At 63.5% G+C, this 22927-nt stretch carries 18 protein-coding genes; 5 read left to right on the top strand and 13 right to left on the bottom strand.

Annotated elements, in window-relative coordinates:
• Window positions 1-31: 31 nt before the first annotated feature.
• Window positions 32-1390, bottom strand: coding sequence for a glutamine synthetase family protein (locus R6G97_RS10760; RefSeq protein ID WP_043211541.1), 1359 nt, complete (start codon window positions 1388-1390; stop codon window positions 32-34).
• Between the two features lie 667 nt (window positions 1391-2057).
• On the opposite strand from R6G97_RS10760, the gene R6G97_RS10755 reads away from it, so the two are divergent.
• The gene (locus tag R6G97_RS10755; RefSeq protein ID WP_043211544.1) at window positions 2058-3434 is read left to right on the top strand and encodes a glutamine synthetase family protein; all 1377 of its coding nucleotides are present in this window, start codon (window positions 2058-2060) and stop codon (window positions 3432-3434) included.
• A 73-nt stretch (window positions 3435-3507) separates the two neighbouring features.
• Here R6G97_RS10755 and argA read toward each other — a convergent pair whose 3' ends face one another.
• Entirely contained in the window at window positions 3508-4806 is a 1299-nt protein-coding gene (gene argA / locus R6G97_RS10750; RefSeq protein WP_043211546.1) for an amino-acid N-acetyltransferase, read from the bottom strand.
• Between the two features lie 224 nt (window positions 4807-5030).
• The gene (gene argE, locus R6G97_RS10745) at window positions 5031-6173 is read right to left on the bottom strand and encodes an acetylornithine deacetylase (protein WP_102081401.1); all 1143 of its coding nucleotides are present in this window, start codon (window positions 6171-6173) and stop codon (window positions 5031-5033) included.
• 122 nt (window positions 6174-6295) lie between these two features.
• On the opposite strand from argE, the gene R6G97_RS10740 reads away from it, so the two are divergent.
• Window positions 6296-7663 carry a CYTH domain-containing protein gene (locus tag R6G97_RS10740; RefSeq protein WP_317848082.1) on the top strand — a complete coding sequence of 456 codons (1368 nt, stop codon included), beginning with the start codon at window positions 6296-6298 and terminating at the stop codon, window positions 7661-7663.
• Window positions 7664-7761: 98 nt separating this feature from the next.
• On the opposite strand, the gene R6G97_RS10735 is transcribed toward R6G97_RS10740, so the two are convergent.
• On the bottom strand, window positions 7762-8232 hold the full coding sequence (locus R6G97_RS10735; RefSeq protein WP_090343465.1) for an Lrp/AsnC family transcriptional regulator: 471 nt from the start codon (window positions 8230-8232) through the stop codon (window positions 7762-7764).
• A gap of 125 nt (window positions 8233-8357) precedes the next feature.
• Between R6G97_RS10735 and R6G97_RS10730 the strand changes: the two genes are divergently transcribed.
• The 3 genes from R6G97_RS10730 to R6G97_RS10720 all read left to right on the top strand — a co-directional run bounded on the left by R6G97_RS10730 (window position 8358) and on the right by R6G97_RS10720 (window position 10903).
• A complete protein-coding gene (locus R6G97_RS10730) occupies window positions 8358-8684 on the top strand; it encodes a hypothetical protein (RefSeq protein ID WP_043211552.1) in 327 nt (108 codons plus the stop codon).
• Between the two features lie 129 nt (window positions 8685-8813).
• Window positions 8814-10496, top strand: coding sequence for a GspE/PulE family protein (locus R6G97_RS10725; protein ID WP_043211553.1), 1683 nt, complete (start codon window positions 8814-8816; stop codon window positions 10494-10496).
• Between the two features lie 92 nt (window positions 10497-10588).
• On the top strand, window positions 10589-10903 hold the full coding sequence (locus R6G97_RS10720) for a DUF2388 domain-containing protein (protein ID WP_043211555.1): 315 nt from the start codon (window positions 10589-10591) through the stop codon (window positions 10901-10903).
• Between the two features lie 224 nt (window positions 10904-11127).
• Here R6G97_RS10720 and gcvP read toward each other — a convergent pair whose 3' ends face one another.
• The 9 genes from gcvP to pepP form a co-directional block, all read right to left on the bottom strand.
• The gene (gene gcvP, locus R6G97_RS10715; RefSeq protein ID WP_317848081.1) at window positions 11128-14001 is read right to left on the bottom strand and encodes an aminomethyl-transferring glycine dehydrogenase; all 2874 of its coding nucleotides are present in this window, start codon (window positions 13999-14001) and stop codon (window positions 11128-11130) included.
• Between the two features lie 168 nt (window positions 14002-14169).
• Window positions 14170-14553, bottom strand: coding sequence for a glycine cleavage system protein GcvH (gcvH, locus tag R6G97_RS10710; protein WP_043211560.1), 384 nt, complete (start codon window positions 14551-14553; stop codon window positions 14170-14172).
• 47 nt (window positions 14554-14600) lie between these two features.
• Entirely contained in the window at window positions 14601-15683 is a 1083-nt protein-coding gene (gene gcvT / locus R6G97_RS10705; protein WP_317848080.1) for a glycine cleavage system aminomethyltransferase GcvT, read from the bottom strand.
• A 126-nt stretch (window positions 15684-15809) separates the two neighbouring features.
• Complete coding sequence (locus R6G97_RS10700; protein ID WP_070571786.1) at window positions 15810-17432, bottom strand: ABC transporter permease; 1623 nt, start codon at window positions 17430-17432, stop codon at window positions 15810-15812.
• Between the two features lie 150 nt (window positions 17433-17582).
• Window positions 17583-18584, bottom strand: a complete 1002-nt coding sequence (locus R6G97_RS10695) for an extracellular solute-binding protein (protein ID WP_070571787.1) — start codon at window positions 18582-18584, stop codon at window positions 17583-17585.
• A 95-nt stretch (window positions 18585-18679) separates the two neighbouring features.
• On the bottom strand, window positions 18680-19897 hold the full coding sequence (locus tag R6G97_RS10690; protein WP_178113792.1) for a 2-octaprenyl-3-methyl-6-methoxy-1,4-benzoquinol hydroxylase: 1218 nt from the start codon (window positions 19895-19897) through the stop codon (window positions 18680-18682).
• A 9-nt stretch (window positions 19898-19906) separates the two neighbouring features.
• A complete protein-coding gene (locus tag R6G97_RS10685) occupies window positions 19907-20389 on the bottom strand; it encodes a DUF4442 domain-containing protein (RefSeq protein ID WP_317848079.1) in 483 nt (160 codons plus the stop codon).
• Window positions 20386-21585 carry a 2-octaprenyl-6-methoxyphenyl hydroxylase gene (gene ubiH / locus R6G97_RS10680; RefSeq protein ID WP_253132169.1) on the bottom strand — a complete coding sequence of 400 codons (1200 nt, stop codon included), beginning with the start codon at window positions 21583-21585 and terminating at the stop codon, window positions 20386-20388. The genes R6G97_RS10685 and ubiH overlap by 4 nt, the downstream gene beginning before the upstream one ends.
• Window positions 21582-22916, bottom strand: a complete 1335-nt coding sequence (pepP, locus tag R6G97_RS10675) for a Xaa-Pro aminopeptidase (RefSeq protein WP_317848078.1) — start codon at window positions 22914-22916, stop codon at window positions 21582-21584. The genes ubiH and pepP overlap by 4 nt, the downstream gene beginning before the upstream one ends.
• Window positions 22917-22927: the final 11 nt, after the last annotated feature.

Here is a 22927-nt window from a genome sequence, read left to right as displayed (position 1 = left end):
GACAGCCGCGCTGAAGCGGCCCCAAGTTTGATCAGACGGCAAACAGCAGGAACTCTCGCTCCCAGGAGCTGATTACCCGTTTGAAGTTCTCGTGCTCGGCCCGCTTGGTGGCCACATAGCCGCTGATGAATTTCTTGCCCAGGTACTGTTCCAGCGCGCGGCAGTTTTCCATGCGCTCCAAGGCATCTTCGATGGTCAGCGGCAGCCGCAGATTGCGCCGCTCGTAGCCACGGCCCTGGACCGGCGCACTGGCGCCGATGCCCTCGACCATACCGATGTAGCCGCACAGCAAGCTCGCGGCAATGGCCAGGTAAGGGTTGGCGTCGGCGCCTGGCAGACGGTTTTCCACGCGGCGGTTCTGCGGCCCGGCATCAGGCACACGCAGGCCAACGGTGCGGTTCTCCTCGCCCCATTCGACGTTCACCGGTGCCGAGGTGTCCGGCAGGAATCGGCGGAACGAGTTGACGTTGGGGGCGAACAGCGGCAGCGCTTCAGGGATGAACTTTTGCAGGCCGCCGATGTGGTTGAGGAACAGCTCGCTCATGCTGCCGTCCTCGTTGGAGAAAATGTTCTTGCCGGTGGCCACGTCCACCACGCTCTGGTGCAGGTGCATGGCGCTGCCAGGCTCGCCGGTCATGGGCTTGGCCATGAAGGTCGCGGCCACGTTGTGCTTGAGCGCCGCCTCGCGCATGGTGCGCTTGAACACCAGGATCTGGTCGGCCAGGTGCAGAGCGTTGCCGTGACGGAAGTTGATCTCCATCTGCGCCGTGCCGTCTTCGTGGATGAGTGTGTCGAGGTCCAGTTGCTGCAGTTCGCACCAGTCATAGACGTCCTCGAACAACGGGTCGAACTCGTTGGCAGCCTCGATGGAGAACGACTGGCGACCGGTCTCCGGACGGCCGGAGCGACCCACTGGCGGTTGCAGCGGGAAGTCCGGATCCTCGCTGCGCTTGGTCAGGTAGAACTCCATCTCAGGCGCCACGATCGGCTGCCAGCCTTTGTCGGCGTACAGCTTCAGGACTTTCTTGAGCACGTTGCGCGGCGACAGCTCGACCGGGTTGCCCTTCTTGTCGTAGGTGTCGTGGATGACCTGGGCGGTCGGCTCGATGGCCCATGGCACGAGGAACACGGCGCTCTCGTCTGGGCGGCAGATCATGTCGATGTCGGCCGGGTCCAGCAGTTGGTAATAGATGTCGTCGTCGACGTAGTCGCCGGTCACGGTCTGCAGCAGGACGCTTTCGGGCAGGCGCATGCCCTTTTCGGCGATGAACTTGTTGGTCGGCGAAATCTTGCCGCGGGTGATGCCGGTCAGGTCGCTGATCAGGCATTCCACTTCGGTGATCTTGTGCTCTTTCAACCAATCGGTGAGCTGGTCGAGGTTGGTACTCATAAATACCTCAGGAGGTAATGTGGCCCGGCTGACGATAGTCGGGCGCCGCTGACGCCTGGCGTCGATCAAGACGGACGCTGCCTGGCCGCAAATGCCATGGCAGACCCGCGCCTTGATTCTGGATGCAGTGCTTGGCTAAAGCAAAAACCCACGCGCAAGACGACAGCAGATACACTCGAAACAAGCGTGTCCGCGATACAAACAAAGGGCAGAGAAGCGAAAGGACGTGCAGGAAACTGCTACGAACGGAGGATGGACCTGACCAGCCGTCAATTATTGCGAGCAGAGCGCGCGCGCAGGACTCGATGCGTGCGCAGCCTTCGCGGCGAATGCTGGGAACACCTGTGTGCGCGGCGCAGGCAGCGCTTTCAGGTCTCGGCAGGCGGACCATGTGACCCTCGTATTATTGTGTTCTGGGTTGAGGCCGAGCTTAGCCTTGTTCATTTTTTTACACAACCACTCCGTAAAAAATAAACCACGCTCAGCCTGCGATAGCCCTTTGGGGCCAAAATAGCGGATAATGAGTTGCCCCCAGATGCAGCATTTCTGCCGTTGCTGTGCCATTTCGGGGCATCATGGGGTTGGCTTGACTTCGCTAGGTCTTTCGGATTGACTGGGCTTGCAAGCCCCCCTTGATTGATATTTTTAACAACAAAGGTGTTGCATCATGTCGGTACCCCCGCGTGCCGTTCAGCTTAACGAAGCGAACGCGTTCCTTAAGGAACATCCTGAGGTTCTCTACGTTGACCTTCTGATTGCAGATATGAATGGTGTGGTGCGCGGCAAGCGCATAGAGCGCACCAGCCTCCACAAGGTTTACGAGAAAGGCATCAACCTGCCCGCCTCCCTCTTCGCCCTGGATATCAACGGTTCCACCGTCGAAAGCACCGGCCTTGGCCTGGACATCGGCGATGCCGACCGCATCTGCTACCCGATCCCCGGCACCCTCTCCAACGAACCCTGGCAGAAGCGCCCCACCGCTCAACTGCTGATGACCATGCACGAACTGGAAGGCGAGCCGTTCTTCGCCGACCCGCGCGAGGTCCTGCGCCAAGTGGTGAACAAGTTCACCGAGATGGGCCTGACGATCTGCGCAGCTTTCGAGCTCGAGTTCTACCTGATCGACCAGGAAAACGTGAACGGCCGTCCCCAGCCGCCGCGTTCGCCAATCTCGGGCAAGCGTCCGCAATCGACCCAGGTGTATCTGATCGACGATCTGGACGAGTATGCCGATTGCCTGCAGGACATCCTCGAAGGCGCCAAGGAGCAAGGCATTCCGGCCGACGCCATCGTCAAGGAAAGCGCCCCGGCCCAGTTCGAAGTCAACCTGCATCACGTCCCCGACCCGCTCAAGGCCTGTGACTACGCCGTACTGCTCAAGCGCCTTATCAAGAACATCGCCTACGACCATGAGATGGACACCACCTTCATGGCCAAGCCCTACCCGGGCCAGGCGGGCAATGGCCTGCATGTACACATCTCCGTGCTGGACAAAGATGGCAACAACATCTTCACCAGCGAGGATCCCGAGCAGAACGCCGCGCTACGTCACGCTGTCGGCGGTGTGCTCGAGACCCTGCCCGCGTCCATGGCGTTCCTGTGCCCGAACGTCAACTCGTACCGTCGCTTCGGTGCACAGTTCTATGTGCCGAATGCGCCGAGCTGGGGCCTGGACAACCGTACCGTAGCCCTGCGCGTGCCAACCGGTTCGCCGGATGCCGTGCGCATCGAGCACCGCGTGGCCGGTGCCGACGCCAACCCGTACCTGATGATGGCCGCCGTATTGGCCGGTGTGCACCATGGCCTGACCAACAAGGTCGAGCCGGGTGAGCCGATCGAAGGCAACTCGTACGAACAGCTGGAGCAGAGCCTGCCGAACAACCTGCGCGATGCCCTGCGCGAGCTGGACGACAGCGAAATCCTGAACAAGTACATCGATCCGAAGTACATCGACATCTTCGTCGCGTGCAAGGAGAGCGAGCTGGAGGAGTTCGAGCACTCGATCTCCGACCTCGAGTACAACTGGTACCTGCATACCGTGTAAACGAAAACGCCGCCCCAAGGGGCGGCGTTTTTCATTCCGGGACCGTGTCGCCCGCGAAGAGATCAGCACAGTCTCAAAGCGGCTTCTCGAAAATCTTCGAATTGCGCTGGTAGTTGTACAGCGATGCCCGCGCCGCCGGCAGCCGCTCCACCCCACTGGGCGCGAAGCCGCGTTCACGGAACCAATGCGCGGTACGGGTGGTGAGCACGAACAAGGTGCTAAGGCCCTGCTGCCGCGCCCGGCTCTCGATCCGCTCCAGCAACTCGTCGCCACGTCCGCCATGGCGATACTCAGGGTTCACCGCCAGGCACGCCAGCTCTCCTGCGTCGGAATCGGCGATCGGATACAGCGCCGCGCAGGCGATGATCATGCCCTCGCGCTCGACGACGCTGAACTGCTCGATCTCTCGCTCCAACACTTCACGCGAGCGCCGCACCAGGATCCCCTGCTCCTCCAGCGGACTGATCAGCTCCAGCAAACCGCCCACATCGTCGATGGTCGCCTCACGCACCACTTCGAACTGCTCCTGGGACACCAGCGTGCCCCCGCCGCCACGCGTGAACAGCTCGGTCAGCAGCGCGCCGTCCTCGGCATAGCTGACGATGTGACTGCGCGCCACACCGCCCTTGCAGGCTTCGGCGGCGGCATCGAGCAGTTCGCCCTGATAGTCGCTGCCCAAGCGTTGCAGATGCGCGGGTACCTGTTGTGGACGCAGCTCACGCACCAGCTTGCCCTGCTCGTCCAGCAAGCCGGGTTCGGCACCGAACAGCAGCAGTTTGTCGGCGCCAAGCTCGATGGCGGCGCGGGTCGCCACGTCTTCGCAGGCCAGATTGAAGATCTCGCCGGTAGGCGAATAGCCCAAGGGCGACAGCAACACGATGGAGCGCTCGTCGAGCAGGCGGTTGATGCCCTTGCGGTCGATCCGCCGCACCTCGCCGGTGTGGTGATAGTCGACCCCTTCGAGCACCCCGATCGGCCGGGCGGTGACCAGATTGCCCGACGCCACCCGCAGCCGCGAGCCTTGCATCGGCGAGGCGGCGATGTCCATCGACAGGCGCGCCTCGATGGCCAGGCGCAGGGCGCCGACGGCATCGATCACGCAGTCCAGGGTCGCCGCGTCGGTGACACGCATGCCGCGATGATAATGAGGTGTCAGGCCGCGATCGGCCAGGCGGCTCTCGATTTGCGGACGCGAGCCATGGACCAGCACCAGCCGCACGCCGAGGCTATGCAGCAGCACCAGGTCGTGGACGATGTTGCCGAAATTGGGGTGTTCCACGCCATCGCCTGGGAGCATGACCACGAAGGTGCAGTCGCGATGAGCGTTGATGTAGGGAGAAGCATGGCGCAGCCAGTTGACGTAATCGGGCATGACAAGGCCTGTGGATAAGTGAACGGAGAACGGCGAACAAACGGCGGCGTTCAAAATCATCGTCGGAACAGGCTTGCGGTCACGCGCGGTCTCCTCTAGGCAGGGACGAATCAGGTCAATGGACGTTTAGGCGTTGTACGAAATGTATCCGCTCTGGGCCATGCTGCGTTGGAACAGGGCTCCAATGCGCGTGTACGCGCGGGCGAACACATTTCATACAGACCCTAGCTCAGGCAATAGTGCCGGATCAGATCACGCAATAGACGCACGGTAGGCTCGATACGTGACATTTCAAGGTATTCGCCCGGCTGGTGGGCACAGGCAATGTCGCCCGGGCCCAGCACGATGGTCTGGCAGCCCAGTTGTTGAAGATAAGGCGCTTCGGTGCCAAAGGCCACTGCCTCGGCGCGATGGCCGGTCAGACGTTCGGCCAATTGCACCAGTTCGGCGTCGGCGGCCTGCTCGAACGGTGGGACTTCCGGAAACAACGGCGCATAGTCGATGCGCACTTCGTGGCGTTCGGCCACCGGCACGAGTTTTTCCCGGATCGCCGCGCGCAGCTGGTCGACATCCATGCCAGGCAGCGGACGCAGGTCGAACTCCAGGGCGCATTGGCCGCAGATGCGATTAGGGTTGTCGCCGCCGTGGATGCAACCAAAGTTCATCGTCGGGGTCGGCACGCTGAACTGCGGGTTGCGGTAGGCCTGCTGCCATTGCTGGCGAAGGCCCATCAGCTCGCCCATCACCGCATGCATCGCCTCAAGGGCACTGTGCCCAAGGCTTGGGTCAGAGGAATGCCCGCTGCGTCCCAGGATGTCGATACGGTCCATGAGGATGCCCTTGTGCATGCGAATCGGCCGCAAGCCCGTGGGCTCACCGATCACTGCCGCGCGGCCTAGGGGCTGACCGGCCTCAGCCAGGGCGCGGGCGCCGGACATCGAGCTCTCCTCGTCGCAGGTCGCAAGAATCAGCAGCGGTTGCTTGAAATCGTGTTCCAACAGCGGCAACACGGCCTCGATGACCAGCGCAAAGAAGCCTTTCATGTCGCAACTGCCCAAGCCCACCCAGCGGCCATCGACCTCGGTCAGCTTGAGCGGATCGCTGGCCCACAGTTGTGGATCATAGGGCACGGTGTCGCTGTGTCCGGCCAACACCAGGCCGCCGGGGCCCGTGCCACGGCTGGCCAGCAGATTGAACTTGCCAGGCGTTACCTGGCGGATCTCGCAGACAAAGCCAAGATCGCCAAGCCAGCCGGCCAGCAAGTCGATGACCTGACGGTTGGACTGGTCCAGCGCAGCCTGGGTGCAACTGACCGACGGTGCGGCGATCAGGGCGGCGAACTGGTCTTTCAGCGACGGCAGGGGCATAAGCGCTCTCCTCGGGCTCGAGGCCCATCATAGCAATGCATCCCGTCCCCGGAACAACCCAACAGCCGGGAGCCGACTCCTGTAGACTGCACGACAACGATGCCCCCTCCTTCGAGTCTGCGATGCACAAAGAAACCGAACTCAAGCTCCGCGCCAGCCGCGAGACCCTTGCCGCCCTGCGCGAGCACCCCCTGCTGAAGAAGCGCAACAAGTCCGGCTGGCAGACCCGCGAACTGCTCAACCAGTACTTCGACACCCCAGACCGCGACCTCGCGGCTGCCCGCGTTGCCCTGCGCCTGCGTCGGGACGGCGAGGTCATCATCCAGACCCTCAAGTGCCGCGGCCAGAGCGTGGCCGGGCTGTCCGAGCGCAACGAACACGAATGGCACCTGGACAAGGTCAAGCTGGACCTCAAGAAGCTCGACCACACCTGCTGGCCAGAGCAGCTAGCGGGGCTGGACAAAAAGACCATCAAGCCGCTGTTCACCACCGACTTCACCCGCGAATTCGCCGAGATCGCCTGGGGTCGTGGCAAAGCCAAGGTGGTGATCGAAGCCGCCCTTGACCAAGGCTTCGTCATCGCTAGCAAGCGCAAGGAAGAAATCTGCGAGCTGGAGCTTGAGCTGCGCGAAGGTGCCCCTGAAGCGCTGCTGGAACTGGCCGCCGAACTGGCCGCCAGTCTGCCGCTGATGCCCTGCGACATCAGCAAAGCCGAGCGCGGCTACCGCCTGCTCGAGCCCGAAAGCTATGAGCTGAGTTTGCCGAACACCGAACTTGAAGCCGAAACCTCGGTGGACGACGCCTTCGCGGCGCTGGCCTGGCAGTTGCTCGGCAGTAGCCAGCGCCTGGCCGAGCAGTACCGTCACAGCGGCCATTGGCGCCTGCTGCAGGACTGGGTGCAGTGCCTGGCCGAGCTGCGTGCCCTGGTCAGCACTCTGGGCCAGGCCGCCCCCCGCGCGACCACACGTGACCTACGTCTGCGCCTGGACGCCCTGCTGGAAGACTGGCGTCCGTTGGTACAGGCCGGCAACGACGACGAAGACGTCCGCCGCGCCGCCCCCGAGCAGTTCGCCGACGAGCTCGAAGACACTCGCTGGGGTCAGTTCTCCCTGGAAACCTCGCGCTGGCTGCTGGCCCGTACCTGGACCGTCGAGCGCGCCGGCCGGGGCGAGCGCCAGGGCAAGGCGCACCTGGCCAGCTGGCTGGCGCACCTGCTGGGCGAGGAAGGCCGTTCGCTGAAGTTGCCGCTGTATGCCCAGCGTCCAGAAGACCTTGCCGAGCAACTGCCGCGCATCGAGCAATTGCTGGCCTGGCTGCACCACGCGCGTCACGTCCTCGAGGCGCCGCAGATGGACCGGCTGTATGGCGACCTGAAGAAGCTACATGAGCTGGCGGAACTGCCGATCAGCGATGAACTGCTGGAGGCGCGGATCGAGCAGGCCCGCGTCATCGATCAGAGCAGGGGCTGGAAGCATTTGCTCAAAGTTTGATACCGGCTCGCTACTTCACGGGTGGACCCGTTCCTACAGATACGGCGCAGATCCTGGTTTTGCGCAGCCCTGTGAGCGCGGGTTCCCCTGTGAACGCTTCACCTCGATAACGGCAGGCTGGTGGTGGATTTGATTTCGGACAGGGCCACGATCGAATTGACTTCCTGGATCCCTGGCACGTTGGACAATTTCTCGAAGAAGAACCGTTCGTAGGCTTCGATGTCCGGCGTGACGATGCGCAGCAGGAAATCAACCGATCCCATCAGCACATAACACTCCAGCACCTGCGGAAAACCCCGGATCGCCTCGGTGAACTCGGTGAAGTTAGAACGCCCATGGGCATTGAGCTTAACCTCGGCAAAGATCTGCGTATTGAGGCCAACCTTCTTGCGGTCGAGCAAGGTCACCTGGCCACGAATGATTCCCTCGTCCTTCAAGCGCTGTATGCGCCGCCAGCACGGCGATTGCGAAAGGCCGATGCGCTCGGCGATCTGCGCGCTGGACAGCGAAGCATCCTCTTGTAACAGCTCCAGGATGCGGCGATCGTAAGCGTCAAGGTCGCTTTGCATGAATAATTCTCCATTTCGCACAGATTCGAATAGAAATAGCTGACAAGGGGCGATTGGCTGGAATCATAGCGAAAAAATACCCCCCTCGACCTGCCAGACTTTCTCCCTCGACGATGGAGATCGGCATGAACGCACTCGAACGCCCCGACACCCCGCAACGCACCGACACCTGGGCCGCCAGCGCCGCTCACTGCACCGCACGCTATCGCCTGCAGGCCGAGGCCGAGCCGGACAGCCTGTGCCGGGTGCTCAATCTGTTCGCGTTGCAGTTTCTGACTCCGCACAGCGTCCATGTGCAACAGCAGGACGATCTGCTGGATATCGAAGTGGGTGTGGACGGACTTAGCTGGCATCGGGCCGAAGTCATTGCACAGAAATTGCGCAACCTGGTGTGTGTCGGTGAAGTGCGCCTTGAGAACATGCCGCGGATGGCCGAGGTGGCTGCGAGCTGAGGACTGCGAGACGGGGGTGGCCTCGTTCGGCTTCTCTGAGCAAGATCCAGACACTTTTTGCCCCGACTCCTTCACCTGAGGCCGGCTAGCCTTCCCCGGGACCGATCCACCCTGGCAAGGAAGCCATCTATGTATACCGACGACACCCACGCCCTCGACCTGAGCCGAGTGCTCGACGCCCTGCTCATCGAACAGCACCTGGACGCCAGCGACACCCTGCGCGTTCTCGAACAGGCCCACCGCCACCCAGATCAGCATCCGCTCGAGACCATCGCCAGCCTCGACCTCCATGACCGTCGCCACCCCGACCGACGCCTGGACCTGGACATCCTCTGCCAATGGCTCGCCAACCGGGCCGGCCAACCGTTCATGCGCATAGACCCACTGCAAGTCGACCTGCAGCAGGTCAGCGGCCTGATGTCGCCAGCTTTCGCCCAGCGCCACGGCATCCTCGCCGTGGCTGTGGACGATAGCTGCGTCACGGTGGCCAGCGCCCAACCCTACCAGTGCGAATGGGAGGCCGACTTGGTCCGCAGCCTGGGCAAGCCGATCCGCCGCGTACTGGCCAGCCCGGTGCAGGTTCGCCAATTGGCCCAGACCTTCGTTCGCCTGGCCCACTCGGTCAAGGGCGCACAGCGCCAGCAGACCACTGGCCTGGGTGAACTGGAGCATCTGCTGGAGCTCGGCCAGCGCCACACCGAGGCCAGCGCCGACGACGCCCACATCGTGCACATCGTCGACTGGCTGCTGCAGTACGCCATCGAACAGCGCGCCAGCGATATCCACCTCGAACCGCGCCGAGAACAGGGCCAGCTGCGATACCGCATAGATGGCTTGCTGCATACGGTCTATGCCTTTCCGGCAGGTGTCACCCTGGCGTTGGTCAGCCGCCTCAAGCACTTGGGGCGCATGGATGTCGCAGAAAAGCGCCGCCCCCAGGACGGTCGACTGAAAAGCCGTCTGCCGGGGGGTGGCGACGTGGAACTGCGGCTGTCCACATTACCCACGCCTTTCGGCGAAAAACTGGTACTGCGGCTGTTCGACTCCCAACAATCGCACCAGGACTTTCACCACTTGGGCCTGGAGGGCGACTTGCTACGCCAATGGCAAGGGCTGCTGAACCACCGCCAGGGTATCGTCCTGGTCACAGGCCCCACAGGCTCGGGCAAGACCAGCACGCTCTACGCCAGCCTACGCCAACTGGCCACGCCCCAGGTCAACCTGTGCACCATCGAAGACCCTATCGAGCGTCTGGAGCCTGCGTTCAACCAGCTGCAGGTCCAGCCGAGCCTCGACCTGGGGTTTGCCAATGGCGTGCGCGCCCTGCTGCGCCAGGATCCGGACATCATCATGATCGGTGAGATACGTGATCGCGAGACCGCCCAGGTCGCGGTGCAAGCAGCCCTGACGGGGCATCTGGTGCTGTCCACCCTTCACACCGACGACACCTGCAGCGCGATCACCCGTCTACAGGAGCTGGGTGTGGCGGACTACCTGCTCAAAGCCACACTGCTCGGCGTCATGGCCCAGCGCCTGGTGCGTACCTTCTGCGGCGACTGCCAGGGCACGGCGGCCCTCGACGGTGTTGCCTGTCGTGCTTGCCGAGGGACGGGGTTTCATGGCCGCACGGGGCTGTTCGAGCTGTTGATCCCAAGCGAAGGCCTGCGCGCCAGTATCGGCTCCAACAGCGATCTGGCCGCCCTGCGTCGGATGGCTCTGGCGGAAGGTTTGCAGGACCTGCGCCACTGCGGGGAGGTGAAAATCAGCGCCGGACAGACCAGCCTGGCGGAGGTGCTCAGGGTCTGCTCCTGAGCAAAATTCCCTTGTATTCAGGGAACTTGCGTCACTCAGACACGATCCAAACGGCCATTCCCACAACCCTCACCACTCGAGGTGAATGCACCATGCGTCTCAAAACCGCCATCGCAGCCGCCGCCCTGCTCTCGCTGCCTGTTGGCTCCGCCATGGCCGATACCTTCTGGCGTAACGTCATGACTTCCGGCGCGACCACCGCGTCGAGCTACCTGACCTCCAAAGACCACAAGATGGTCGTGGCCGCCCAAGACGATGCCGGCAGCTTCGTTGCCAGCGAAGGCGCCATCCGCGGGCCATACCTGGAGGCAGCGCTCCGCAAGGTGCGCGCCGACAACCCTGGCATGCAAGCGACCGACATGGACCTGGCCAACGCTATCCTGGCCAAGAACGCCGTCGTCGAGTAACACCGCAGGGTCCTTCCGACAGATCCATCTCGGGCCTGTATGAGCAACGGTCTTGCTCCGTGGCGTCGTGTTCGCGGGTAAACCCGCTCCCACTGGTCCGCGCTGGCCTTGTGGGAGCGGCTGACCCGCAAGCAGACGACTCAGATGCTGGGGTCATCTAACCGCTGCTTCAATCGCCCATTTCCCTCTGCTTCCTACCTACCTTGGGTGGCCTAGCATCAGCCTCAGCGATACGCCTCCACCGGCACGCACGAGCAGAACAGGTTCCTGTCCCCATACACATTGTCGACCCGGTTCACCGCTGGCCAATACTTGTGCAAGCGCACATGAGCACTGGGAGCTACGCCTTGCTCCAGGCTGTAGGGGCGCGTCCAGGGCGCCAGCACATCGGCCAGGGTATGGGGGGCATGCTTGAGCGGGTTGTCCTCGGCGGGCCAGTTGCCTTCCTTCACTTCATCGATCTCCGCCCGGATCGCCAGCATCGCCTCGACAAAGCGGTCCAGCTCAGCCTTGGATTCGCTCTCGGTAGGCTCGACCATCAAGGTACCCGGCACCGGGAAGGACATGGTCGGGGCATGGAAGCCGTAGTCCATCAGGCGCTTGGCCACGTCCTCCTCGGTGATTCCAGTCAGCGCCTTGAGCGGGCGCAGATCGAGGATGCACTCGTGGGCGACACGCTCGTTGCGCCCCCGGTACAACACCGGGAATGCCCCATCGAGCTGGTGAGCCAGGTAGTTGGCTGAAAGAATCGCCACCTCACTGGCATCGGCCAGTTGCGGCCCCATCATCGCGATGTACATCCAGCTGATCGGCAAGATGCTCGCACTGCCCCAGGGCGCGGCGCTGACTGCGCTATTGTTCGGGTCGAGCCCTGGCACCGGCACCACCGGGTGGCTGGCAACGAACGCCTTGAGGTGGGCACGCACCCCGATCGGCCCCATGCCGGGCCCCCCGCCGCCATGGGGGATGCAGAAGGTCTTGTGCAGGTTCATGTGCGAGACATCGGCACCGATGTCGGCCGGCCGTGTCAGGCCGACCTGGGCATTGAGGTTGGCGCCGTCCATGTACACCTGGCCCCCCTGCTGGTGGATCACCTCACAGATCTCACGAATGCCTTCTTCATACACCCCATGGGTCGAGGGGTAGGTGATCATCAGGCAGGAAAGTCTATCGCCAGCAGCGCGCGCCTTGGCCTTGAGGTCGTCGAGGTCGACGTTGCCATCATCGTCGCAGTCGACGATCACCACCTCCATGCCAGCCATCTGCGCCGATGCAGGGTTGGTGCCGTGCGCCGATGATGGAATCAGGCACAGGGTCCGCTGCGGCTGATGGCGACTCTGATGATAGCGGGTGATTGCCATCAGCCCTGCATATTCGCCTTGGGCGCCCGAGTTGGGCTGCATGCAGATGGCATCGAAGCCGGTGATGGCGCACAACCAGCTTTCCAGCTCGTCGATCATGGCCTTGTAGCCCTGGGCCTGGCCGGCCGGGACGAAGGGATGCAGCGAGGCGAAGCCAGGCCAGGTGATGGGGATCATCTCGCTGGTGGCATTGAGCTTCATGGTGCACGAGCCCAGCGGGATCATCGACTGGTTCAGCGCCAGGTCCTTGTTCTCCAGCTGCTTGAGGTAGCGCAGCATCTCGGTTTCGCTGTGGTGCAGATTGAACACCGGATGGGTGAGCAACGGCGTACGCCGGACCAGCGCCCCCGGAATGCCTTCGGGGAGCGCCTGGGCGTCGAGGTCGGCGATGCGCAGGCCATGGTCGACGCCCAAGAAGACATCGAACAGACGCATGACCGTCGCCTCGGTGCAGGTCTCGTCCAGGCTGACGCCCAGGTGTCCGCGCCCGAGAATGCGCAAATTGATCCGGGCCTTCTCGGCGCTTTCGATGATCGCCGCCTGGGTACCGCCAACGTCGAGGGTCAAGGTATCGAAGAAGTGCTGGTTCACCCGCTTGATGCCCTTGGCTTCGAGGCCTGCGGCCAGGACGAACGTCAGCCGATGCACGCGCTGAGCGATGCGCCTGAGCCCTTCAGGACCATGGTAGACCGCGTAGAACCCGGCGATGTTGGCCAGCAGCACCTGAGCGGTGCAGATGTTGGAATTGGCTTTCTCGCGGCGGATGTGCTGCTCGCGGGTCTGCAAGGCCATGCGCAGGGCGGTATTGCCGCGAGCATCGCGCGAGACGCCGATGATGCGCCCCGGCATCGCGCGCTTGAACTCATCACGACAGGCGAAATATGCGGCATGGGGGCCGCCATAGCCCATGGGTACGCCAAAACGCTGGGTCGAACCCAGCACCACATCGGCCCCCAGCTCACCGGGCGGGGTTAGCACCACCAGGCTGAGGATATCCGCCGCGACGCAGGCCAAGGCGTGTTGGCCATGCAATTGCTCGATCAGTGGACGCAGGTCGCGCACTTCCCCATGGGTGTCGGGATACTGCATCAAGGCGCCGAACACCTGATGCTTGGCCAGGTTGTCCAGTGAATCGACGATCAGTTCGAAGCCGAACCCTTCGGCGCGGGTGCGCAGCACCGAGAGTGTTTGCGGATGGCAGTGCTCGTCGGCAAAGAAGACATTGCTTTTGCTCTTGGCCATCCGCTTGGCCAGGGCCATGGCCTCGGCCGCCGCAGTGGCTTCATCGAGCAACGAGGCATTGGCCAGGGCCAGGCCGGTGAGGTCGATCACCATTTGCTGGAAGTTCAGCAGCGCCTCCAGCCGCCCTTGGGCGATTTCCGGCTGGTAAGGCGTGTAGGCGGTGTACCAGCCCGGATTCTCCAGCACATTGCGCAGAATGACGGTGGGCGTGACGGTCCCGTGGTAACCCATGCCGATCAGGCTGGTCCAGATCTGGTTCTGCTCCGCGTACCCAGCCAGTTTGGCCAGGGCAGCTTGCTCATCCAGGGCGGGCGGAAGGTCCAGCGGGCGGGCCAGGCGGATGCCCGGGGGGACGGTCTGTTCGATCAGTTCGGTGCGACTGGCGATGCCGAGGGCATCGAGCATGGCCTTCTGCTCTGAGGCATCAGGCCCCAGGTGACGACGCAGGAAGGGGTTGAGCTCTTGCAGTTGCCTCAAGGATGGCGACTGGGACATGGCGATCGTCTCTTCCTGGACCAGGTCTCATGGAGACTTACAAGTCTAGGAAGGGATTGCCCATGCTGCGTGAAATCTTGCGTTGCCCAGTGACTTCTTCACGGATAAACCCGCTCCCGCAGGGCTCGGATCGCGCCTGCAGGAGGGGTTTAGTTGTGCCAGGAAGGCTTACTCGCCGATGGCAGCTTGGTAGCCAGCAGCGTCCAGCAGGTTGTCCAGATCGGCTGGGTTGCTTGGCTTGAGCTTGAAGATCCAGGCAGCGTAGGGCTCTTCGTTGAGCAGCTCAGGGCTGTCGGCCAGTTCTTCGTTGACGGCGATGACTTCGCCGGCCACAGGTGCGTAGATATCCGAAGCGGCCTTGACCGACTCGACCACGCCCGCGGCGTCGCCAGCGGCAAACACCTTGCCCACTTCTGCCAATTCGACGAACACCACATCACCCAGGGCTTGCTGGGCATGATCGCTGATACCGACGGTCACGCTGCCATCGGTCTCCAGGCGTGCCCACTCGTGGCTTTCGGCAAAACGCAGTTCGGCGGGGATATTGCTCATCTGTTGTCTTCCTCGATTGGCTCAGCGGTCAGCCCGCCGGTAATTGTTCAGATCAGAATCTTTCCATGGCGCACGAAGGTCGGCTTGACCACCCGCACCGGATACCACTTGCCACGAATCTCCACCTCGGCACGCTCGCCCGTAGCCATGGGCACACGCGCCAAGGCGATGGATTTGCTCAGCGTAGGCGAGAAACTACCACTGGTGATCTCCCCTTCGCCAATCCCGGCTACCCGCACTACCTGATGGGCGCGCAGTACACCACGCTCTTCCAGCACCAGGCCGACCAGTTTCTCTTGCACACCCTGCTCGATTTCCGCAAGCAGGCCGGTACGCCCGATGAAGTCGCGCTCGGCCGGTTCCCAGGCGACACTCCAGCCGAGGTTGGAGGTCAGTGGCGTATGGTTTTCGTCAATGTCCTGGCCGTAAAGGTTCATGCCGGCTTCCAGGCGCAACGTGTCGCGCGCACCTAGGCCGCTCGGCGTAATGCCTGCACCGACCAGGTCGTTGAAGAAGGCTGGCGCCTGCTGGCCGGGGAATATGATCTCCAGGCCGTCCTCGCCGGTGTAGCCGGTGCGGGCAATGAACCAGTCACCTTCGGCAACCCCTTCGAACGGGCGCAGCTCACGGACCAGTGCAGCACGCGGGGCACTGAGCAACTGGGCGACTTTTTCGCGGGCATGGGGGCCTTGGATGGCGAGGATGGCGAGCTCGGAGCGCTCGACGAAGTTGATGGCGAAACCGGCGCTCTGCGCCTGCAGCCAGGTGAGGACCTTGTCGCGGGTGGCGGCGTTGGCCACCAGGCGATAGCCGATTTCCGTGCGGTAGGCGATCAGGTCGTCGATTACGCCGCCGTCGGCGTTGAGCAGCGGGCTGTACAGCGCCTTGCCTAGGCTATCCAGACGGGCCACATCGTTGGCCAGCAAACGTTGCAGCCAGGGTGTGGCCTGGTCGCCGGCAACATCGATGACGGTCATGTGGGATACATCGAAGACGCCGCAATCACTGCGCACCTGGTGGTGCTCCTCGACTTGCGAACCGTAGTGCAGGGGCATGTCCCAACCACCGAAATCGACCATCTTGGCGCCGAGCGCCAGGTGCAGGTCATACAGAGGCGTACGCTGTCCCATGGGTTTCTCCTTCCGGGCGTGGCGAGGCAGCGGCGGTCGGCAACGTTGATCCGTCGCCTGATCTTGTTCAGGACCCGCCGCAGCGAATGCCGCGCATTGTAGCCGCAAGGGCGGAGCCTGGCACCCTCAGTGACGATGCCCGGGACGCCGAGCCGAACGGCGGATCAACCCGATGACCGGCAGCAGGCCGACCAGCACCAGCGTCAACGCTGGCAGCGAGGCTCGTGCCCATTCGCCTTCGCTGGTCATCTCGAACACCCTGACGGCGAGGGTGTCCCAGCCGAACGGTCGCATCAGCAGCGTCGCCGGCATCTCCTTGAGCACATCGACGAACACCAGCAGCGCCGCACTCAGGGCGCCCGGCACCAGCAATGGCAGATACACCTTGAAAAACAACCCCACGCCACCGACCCCCAGACTGCGCGAAGCCTCCGGCAGCGACGGCCGTATACGCTCCAGGCTGCTCTCCAGCGGACCGTAGGCCACGGCCATGAAGCGCACCAGGTAGGCCAGCAGCAAAGCCCAGAGGCTGCCCAGCAACAACGGTTTGCCGGCGCCGCCCAACCATCGGGACAACGGAACCACCCATTGGTTGTCCAGGTAGCTGAAGGCAAGCATGATCGACACGGCCAGTACCGAGCCCGGCAGGGCGTAGCCCAGGTTGGCCACGCCCACCCCGGCGCGGATGCCTCGGGTTGGCGACTGACGCCGCGCAAAGGCCAACAGCAGGGCCACGCTGACCGTGATCAAGGCAGCCATGGCGCCCAAGTAGAGGGTATGCAGCACCAAGCCAATGTACCGCTCGTCAAGGTCATGCCGCCCCCGCTGCCAGAACCACGCCAGCAATTGCAGCAGCGGGATGACGAAAGCACAGGCGAATACCAACAGGCACCAGCCGGTAGCCGCCAGCGCTTTCAGGCCACGCAGGTGATAGAGCGCCTGCCCCCGGGGCCGCTCGTTGCCATGGCGGCTTTTGCCACGAGCCCGCCGCTCGCCGTACAGCACCAGCATCACCACCAGCAGCAACAGGCTGGCCAGTTGCGCTGCGCTGGAAAGACTGAAGAAGCCATACCAGGTCTTGTAGATGGCCGTGGTGAAGGTGTCGAAGTTGAACACCGCCACGGCGCCGAAATCTGCCAGGGTCTCCATCAGGGCCAAGGCGATGCCTGCACCGATGGCGGGCCTGGCCATCGGCAGCGCCACACGCCAGAACGCCTGTAGCGGCGACAGCCCAAGCACCCGCGCCGCCTCCATCAACCCTTTGCCTTGGGCCAGGAAGGCGCTACGCGCCAGCAGATAGACGTAGGGGTAGAACACCAGCACCAGCACGGTGATCACGCCACCGGTGGAGCGCACCCGAGGCAGGCGCATGGGCCCGAACACCTCGCGCAGGGCAGTCTGCACGGGGCCGGCGAAATCGAGCAGGCCGACGAAGACGAATGCCAATACGTAGGCTGGGATGGCGAAGGGCAGCATCAGCGCCCAGTCCAGCCACCGCCTGCCGGGGAATTGGCAAAGGCTGGTCAGCCAGGCCAGGCTCACACCCAGCACCGTCACCCCGACGCCCACTCCCAGCACCAGCGTGAGCGTGTTGCCCAGCAAGCGGCTCATCTGGGTGTCGAGCAGGTGCGACCAGATCTGCACGTCGATCGACTGCCAGGACAGCAGCAGCACGCTCAGGGGCAAGAGCACCAAAGCAGCGACGAGAAAGACCGGGAAGTACCAACGGCGTTGGAGGGTGTGGGGCAAGGCGAACGTCTCTGTGCTGATGGCGACCGCTGCGCGGTCGTTCGCAGGTAAACCCGCTCCCCAGGAACACCCTCGAGGGAGCGGGTGTTCCTGGGGAGCGGGTTTACCCGCGAAGGGCCTTTGCAGGCCCTGAAGGATAAAGCCTGGGGCTTAGTTCCAGCCAGCCCGGTCCATCAAGCGAATGGCCTCGGCCTGGCGTTTGCCGGCCACTTCCACCGGAATGCTGTCGGCCTTGAAACTACCCCAGGCCGCGACTTCCTCGGACGGCTGGACCTTCGGGTTGGCCGGGAATTCCTGGTTGATGTCGGCAAACAGCTTCTGCGCCTCGACGCCGGTCATCCACTCGACCAGCTTCTTCGCCGCCTCCGGGTGCGGCGCGTGCTTGGTCAGGCCGATGCCCGACAAGTTGACATGCACGCCACGGTCGCCCTGGTTGGGCCAGAACAGCTTGACCGGCAGGTTGGGCTTTTCCTTGTGCAGACGACCGTAGTAATAGGTGTTGACGATGCCCACGTCGCACTGACCGGCCTCGATGGCCTGGAGCACGGCGGTGTCGTCGGAGAACACATCGGTGGACAGGTTGTTCACCCAACCCTTGATGATTTCCTGGGTCTTGGCCTCGCCGTGGTTCTCGATCAGGGTCGCAGTCAGCGACTGGTTGTAGACCTTCTTGGCCGTGCGCAGGCACAGACGGCCTTCCCATTGCTTGTCGGCCAGGGCTTCGTAGGTGGTCAGCTCTTGGGGTTTTACCCGCTCGGTGGAGTAGGCAATGGTCCGCGCACGCAGGCTCAGGCCTGTCCAGTCGTGGGAGGAAGCGCGGTACTGGGAAGGGATGTTCTGGTCGATGACGTCCGATTTGATCGGTTGCAGGATGCCCATTTGTTCAGCCTGCCAGAGGTTGCCGGCATCGACGGTGAGCAGCAGGTCGGCCACGCCGTTCTCGCCCTCGGCCTTGATGCGTTGCATCAATGGGGCTTCCTTGTCGGTGATGAACTTGATCTTCACGCCGGTCTTGGCGGTGTAGGCGTCGAACACTGGCTTGATCAGCTCGTCGATGCGCGAGGAATACACCACCACTTCGTCCGCCGCCTGGGCAGTGCCGCCGAACAGGGTCAGGGCCAGAGCGGCCAATAGGGGCTTGCGTGGCAACATCGGGGTCTTCCTCGCTGAGTTGAGAGGTGCAAATGGTAGTGAATCCCATTATCTACCTCACCTGCGCAGACGTTACCGAATGTTGCCGGACGCCCTCAGGCCTTGGCCAAGGCCGGCAGATCCCCGGAAAGCCCCAGCGCCTGGCGCACGAACAACGCCTTTGCCTCCGGCATCTGCTCCACCAGCTTCAACCCGCTGTTGCGTAGCCAGCGCAGCGGCAATGGATCAGCCTGGAACAGCCGCTCGAAACCTTCCATCGCTGCCATCAACGCCAAGTTGTGCGGCATGCGTCGCCGCTCGAAGCGGCTCAGCACCTTCACGTCGGCGAGCCGTTCGCCACGTTCGCAGGCACGCTCCAGCTCCTCGGCCAACACGGCAGCATCCAGAAAGCCCAGGTTGACGCCCTGTCCGGCCAGCGGATGGATGGTGTGCGCGGCGTCGCCGATCAGCGCCAGCCCCTCGTCCACATAGCGCTTGGCATGGCGCTGGCGCAGCGGCACGCAAAGCCGTGGATCGGCACTCACCACCTCACCCAGGTGCCCCTCGAAAGCACGACCGAGCGCCTCGCAGAAGGCGGCGTCATCCAAGGCCATGAGTTTCTCGGCCTGCTCCGGCGTGGTCGACCAGACGATCGAGCACCAGGCCTGCCCGTCATCACGGGACAACGGCAGGAAAGCCAGCGGCCCTTCATCGGTAAAGCGTTGCCAGGCCGTGGCCTGGTGCGCCTCGCTGCAGCGCACGCTGGTGACGATGGCGTGGTGCAAGTAATCCCACTCACGGGTTTCACAACCGGTCAGCTTGCGTACCGCGGAGTTGGCGCCATCGGCGGCCACCACCAGCGGCGCACGCAGGGTCCGCCCATCGGCCAGGGTCAGCAGCCATTCGTCGCCGGAGCGGCGCATCTGCTCCAGGCGAGCATTGGACAGCAGGCCGACGTCACTGTCGTGAAGACGCTCCAGCAGGCTATCCTGCACCACGCGGTTCTCGACGATATGGCCAAGCACCTGGGCGTGCACGCTGGCTGCCGAGAAGTGGATCTGACCCGTACCGCTGCCATCCCAGACGTGCATGTCCGTATACGGCGAGACCCGGCGCCCGGCGATGCCTTCCCAGGCGCCCAGGCGCTCGAGGATACGCTGGCTGGCCGCCGACAGTGCGCTGACGCGGGGTTCGAATGGCCCTTGGGCATCGAAGGGTTTGACCGACAGCGGGCTGCCGTCGAGCAGGAGAATTTCCAGGCCGCTGTGGCGCAAGGCCAAGGCCAGGGCGCTGCCGACCATACCGGCACCGACAATCAACAGATCTGCGCGCATTTCCATGCCTTACGCCTGCCTCGCTTGCGGCTTGAGCCGCACATAAAGGGTTTTATCGACCCGCGCAACCAGTTCGCCTGCACCGTCGCGGATATCGACCTGCAAACGAGGCAGGTACTTCTTGCCGCTGGCGGTCTGCTGGCGAATGTCCTCCAGCAACGCGTCATCGACATGGAATTCGGCGAATACCGGGCCTTTGCCGGGTGCGATGAAATCGATGGTGGCGGCCTTGTCCCAGACGATGTATTCACGCCCGAGTCGCTCGATCAACAACAACATGTAGAAAGGATCGACCATCGAATAGAGGCTGCCACCGAACTGGGTGCCGACGTAGTTGCGGTTCCAACGGGTCAGCTTCATGCGCACCCTGATGCTGCGCATGTCGGGACTGATGTGCTGCACGCAGATACCGGCGCCCAGATAGGGTGGGTAGAGGTTGAGCAGCCACCGCAACATGCGGGCCTTTCGGGCGAGCCTGCGCGAATCGCTCATGCACGGCCTCGCGGGTCGGGACGGGTACCCAGGCCCATGGCCTGTCGGGCGAACCAGCGCTTGGCCGGCGGCAGCAGGTCCAGGCCGAGCAACCCAAGGTTGCGACCGGCGGCCAGCAAAGGCTGGCTGCTGCCGAACAAGCGGGTGACCTGGTCGGAAAAACCGATGGTCATGGCCTGGTCCAGTTGCTGGCGCTGATGGTAGGCCTGCAACGTGGCAAGGTCGCCCAGCGGCTGCGGGCCGGCCAGCAGGGCTTCGGCCAGCGACTGCACGTCACGCAACGACAGGTTGAAGCCCTGCCCTGCGATCGGGTGCAGGCTGTGGGCCGCGTTGCCCAGCACCACCAGATGTGGACGCACCTGCTCCTGGGCTTCGATCAAGGCGAGCGGATACAGATGGCGCACCCCTACCTGACGCAGGGCGCCCAGGCGGTAGCCGAATACATCTTGCAGTTCACGCAGGAAGCTGCGTTCGTCGATCTCGGCCAGGCGCTGGGCGTCCATCCCTTGGCGGGTCCAGACGAGCGCACAGCGGTTTTCCGGCAGCGGCAGCAAGGCCATCGGGCCCTGCTCGGTGAACCGTTCGAAGGCCTGCCCGCGATGGGCTTCGCCCGGGGTGATGTTGGCGATCAGTGCGCTTTGTTCATAGGGGGTACGCCGGACATGGATGCCCAGTTGTTCGCGCAAGCCCGAGCGGCCACCGTCGGCGAGTACCGCGAGGTCGCACTCAAGGCTGGTGTCGTCGTCCAGCAGCAAGCGGTAGCCGCCGGCGACAGCCTGCATGGCCTTGACCTCGGCCGGACAACGCCAGCTCACCACATCGGCATCAAGGCTTTGCCATAGGCATTGGCCAAGCCAGGCGTTCTCCACCACATAGCCCAGCGCCGGCACGCCTTCCTCGATCGCATCCAGGCGGGTGGCGCCGAAGCGACCTCGGTCGGACACCTGGATCTGGCTAATTGGCTCGGCGCGTTGGCTGATCAGCTGCCACAGGCCCAAGTGCTCATAGATTTGCCGGGTGCCGTAGGACAACGCCGAGGAGCGGGCATCGTAGCTGGGCTGGAAGCTGTGACCCGGGGCGAACGGCTCGATCAGCAGAATCTTCCAACCGCGCGCCCTGGCGCCGGCCTGCAAGGCCAGGGCTAGGCTGGCCCCGACCAGGCCGCCACCGATGATCGCCAGGTTGACCCGGTTCATGCCGCGTCCTTGCGGGCGGCGGCCATTAACGCTTCGATCTCGGCAACCGTGCGCGGTACGTCGGAGGTCAGAATTTCACAGCCCTGCTTGGTCACCACCACATCGTCCTCGATCCTTACGCCGATGCCGCGCCATTTCTTCGCGACGTTCTGGTTGTCGGCGGCAATGTAGATACCGGGCTCGACGGTCAGCGCCATGCCCGGCTCGAGCACGCGCCACTGCCCGCCCACCTTGTAATCGCCCACATCGTGCACATCCATGCCCAGCCAGTGACCGGCGCGATGCATGTAGAACGCACGATGGGCCTCGCTGTCGATCAGCGCTTGCACGTCACCTTTGAGCAGCCCCAACTCCACCAGCCCCTCGGTGATAACCCGCACGGTCGCCTCATGGGCGTGGTTCCAGTGCTTGCCCGGCGCGATCTCGGCGAACGCGGCGGCCTGGGCCTTGAGCACCAGTTCGTAGATGGCTTTCTGCTCCGGCGAAAAACGCCCGCTGACCGGGAAGGTCCGGGTGATGTCGCTGGCGTAGCAGTCGATTTCACAGCCGGCATCGATCAGCACCAGGTCGCCATCCTTGAGTGGGGCGTCGTTCTGCTGGTAGTGCAGGATGCAGGCGTTGCGTCCGGCCGCAACGATCGAACCATAGGCCGGCATCTTCGCGCCGCCTTTGCGGAATACGTAATCCAGTTCTGCTTCCAGGCTGTATTCGTGCAACCCGGCCCGGCACGCCTGCATGGCCCGCACGTGAGCTTGCGCGGAAATCTTCGCGGCGGTGCGCATCACCTTCACCTCTGCCGCCGATTTATACAGGCGCATGTCGTGCAGCAGGTGATCCAGGGCAACGAATTCGTTCGGAGGCTGGGCGCCGAGCCGCGCCTTGGAGCGAATCACGTTGATCCACTCCATCAACCGGCGGTCGAACTCGGGATTGCTGCCCATGGCGGTATAGACCCGGTCGCGGCCTTCTATCAGGCCGGGCAGGATCTCGTCGATATCGGTAATGGGGAAGGCGTCGTCGGCGCCAAAGTCGCGGATCGCGCCTTCCTGGCCGGCACGCAGGCCATCCCACAGCTCACGCTCAGGGTTGCGCTCGCGGCAGAACAGCACGTACTCGCCATGCTCACGGCCAGGAATCAGCGCGATGACCGCCTCGGGCTCAGGGAAGGCACTCAGGTACTGGAAGTCGCTGTCCTGCCGGTAAACGTGCTCGACGTCGCGATTGCGGATGGCAACCGCGGCCGCCGGCAGGATGGCGATGCTGTTGGGGACCATCTGCGCCATCAGCGCCTTGCGCCGACGGGCATATTCGGCCTTCGGAATATGGCTCATGGGCAGGACCC

This window comes from Pseudomonas sp. HTZ2, from assembly GCF_033173945.1.
Classification (GTDB): domain Bacteria; phylum Pseudomonadota; class Gammaproteobacteria; order Pseudomonadales; family Pseudomonadaceae; genus Aquipseudomonas; species Aquipseudomonas guariconensis.
This window is presented reverse-complemented; position numbering and strand designations above follow the sequence as displayed.

What these genes read in the sequence shown, in the direction of transcription:
- R6G97_RS10730 (WP_043211552.1), top strand. Translation starts at nt 8,358, where the DNA reads ATGAACGCACTCGAACGCCCCGACACCCCGCAACGCACCGACACCTGG.
- argA (WP_043211546.1), bottom strand. Translation starts at nt 4,806, where the DNA reads ATGCCCGATTACGTCAACTGGCTGCGCCATGCTTCTCCCTACATCAAC.
- ubiH (WP_253132169.1), bottom strand. Translation starts at nt 21,585, where the DNA reads ATGAACCGGGTCAACCTGGCGATCATCGGTGGCGGCCTGGTCGGGGCC.
- pepP (WP_317848078.1), bottom strand. Translation starts at nt 22,916, where the DNA reads ATGAGCCATATTCCGAAGGCCGAATATGCCCGTCGGCGCAAGGCGCTG.
- gcvP (WP_317848081.1), bottom strand. Translation starts at nt 14,001, where the DNA reads ATGTCCCAGTCGCCATCCTTGAGGCAACTGCAAGAGCTCAACCCCTTC.
- argE (WP_102081401.1), bottom strand. Translation starts at nt 6,173, where the DNA reads ATGCCCCTGCCGTCGCTGAAAGACCAGTTCGCCGCCCTGATCGCCGCA.
- R6G97_RS10740 (WP_317848082.1), top strand. Translation starts at nt 6,296, where the DNA reads ATGCACAAAGAAACCGAACTCAAGCTCCGCGCCAGCCGCGAGACCCTT.
- R6G97_RS10720 (WP_043211555.1), top strand. Translation starts at nt 10,589, where the DNA reads ATGCGTCTCAAAACCGCCATCGCAGCCGCCGCCCTGCTCTCGCTGCCT.
- R6G97_RS10685 (WP_317848079.1), bottom strand. Translation starts at nt 20,389, where the DNA reads ATGAGCGATTCGCGCAGGCTCGCCCGAAAGGCCCGCATGTTGCGGTGG.
- R6G97_RS10755 (WP_043211544.1), top strand. Translation starts at nt 2,058, where the DNA reads ATGTCGGTACCCCCGCGTGCCGTTCAGCTTAACGAAGCGAACGCGTTC.
- R6G97_RS10695 (WP_070571787.1), bottom strand. Translation starts at nt 18,584, where the DNA reads ATGTTGCCACGCAAGCCCCTATTGGCCGCTCTGGCCCTGACCCTGTTC.
- R6G97_RS10690 (WP_178113792.1), bottom strand. Translation starts at nt 19,897, where the DNA reads ATGCGCGCAGATCTGTTGATTGTCGGTGCCGGTATGGTCGGCAGCGCC.
- gcvT (WP_317848080.1), bottom strand. Translation starts at nt 15,683, where the DNA reads ATGGGACAGCGTACGCCTCTGTATGACCTGCACCTGGCGCTCGGCGCC.
- R6G97_RS10735 (WP_090343465.1), bottom strand. Translation starts at nt 8,232, where the DNA reads ATGCAAAGCGACCTTGACGCTTACGATCGCCGCATCCTGGAGCTGTTA.
- gcvH (WP_043211560.1), bottom strand. Translation starts at nt 14,553, where the DNA reads ATGAGCAATATCCCCGCCGAACTGCGTTTTGCCGAAAGCCACGAGTGG.
- R6G97_RS10725 (WP_043211553.1), top strand. Translation starts at nt 8,814, where the DNA reads ATGTATACCGACGACACCCACGCCCTCGACCTGAGCCGAGTGCTCGAC.
- R6G97_RS10760 (WP_043211541.1), bottom strand. Translation starts at nt 1,390, where the DNA reads ATGAGTACCAACCTCGACCAGCTCACCGATTGGTTGAAAGAGCACAAG.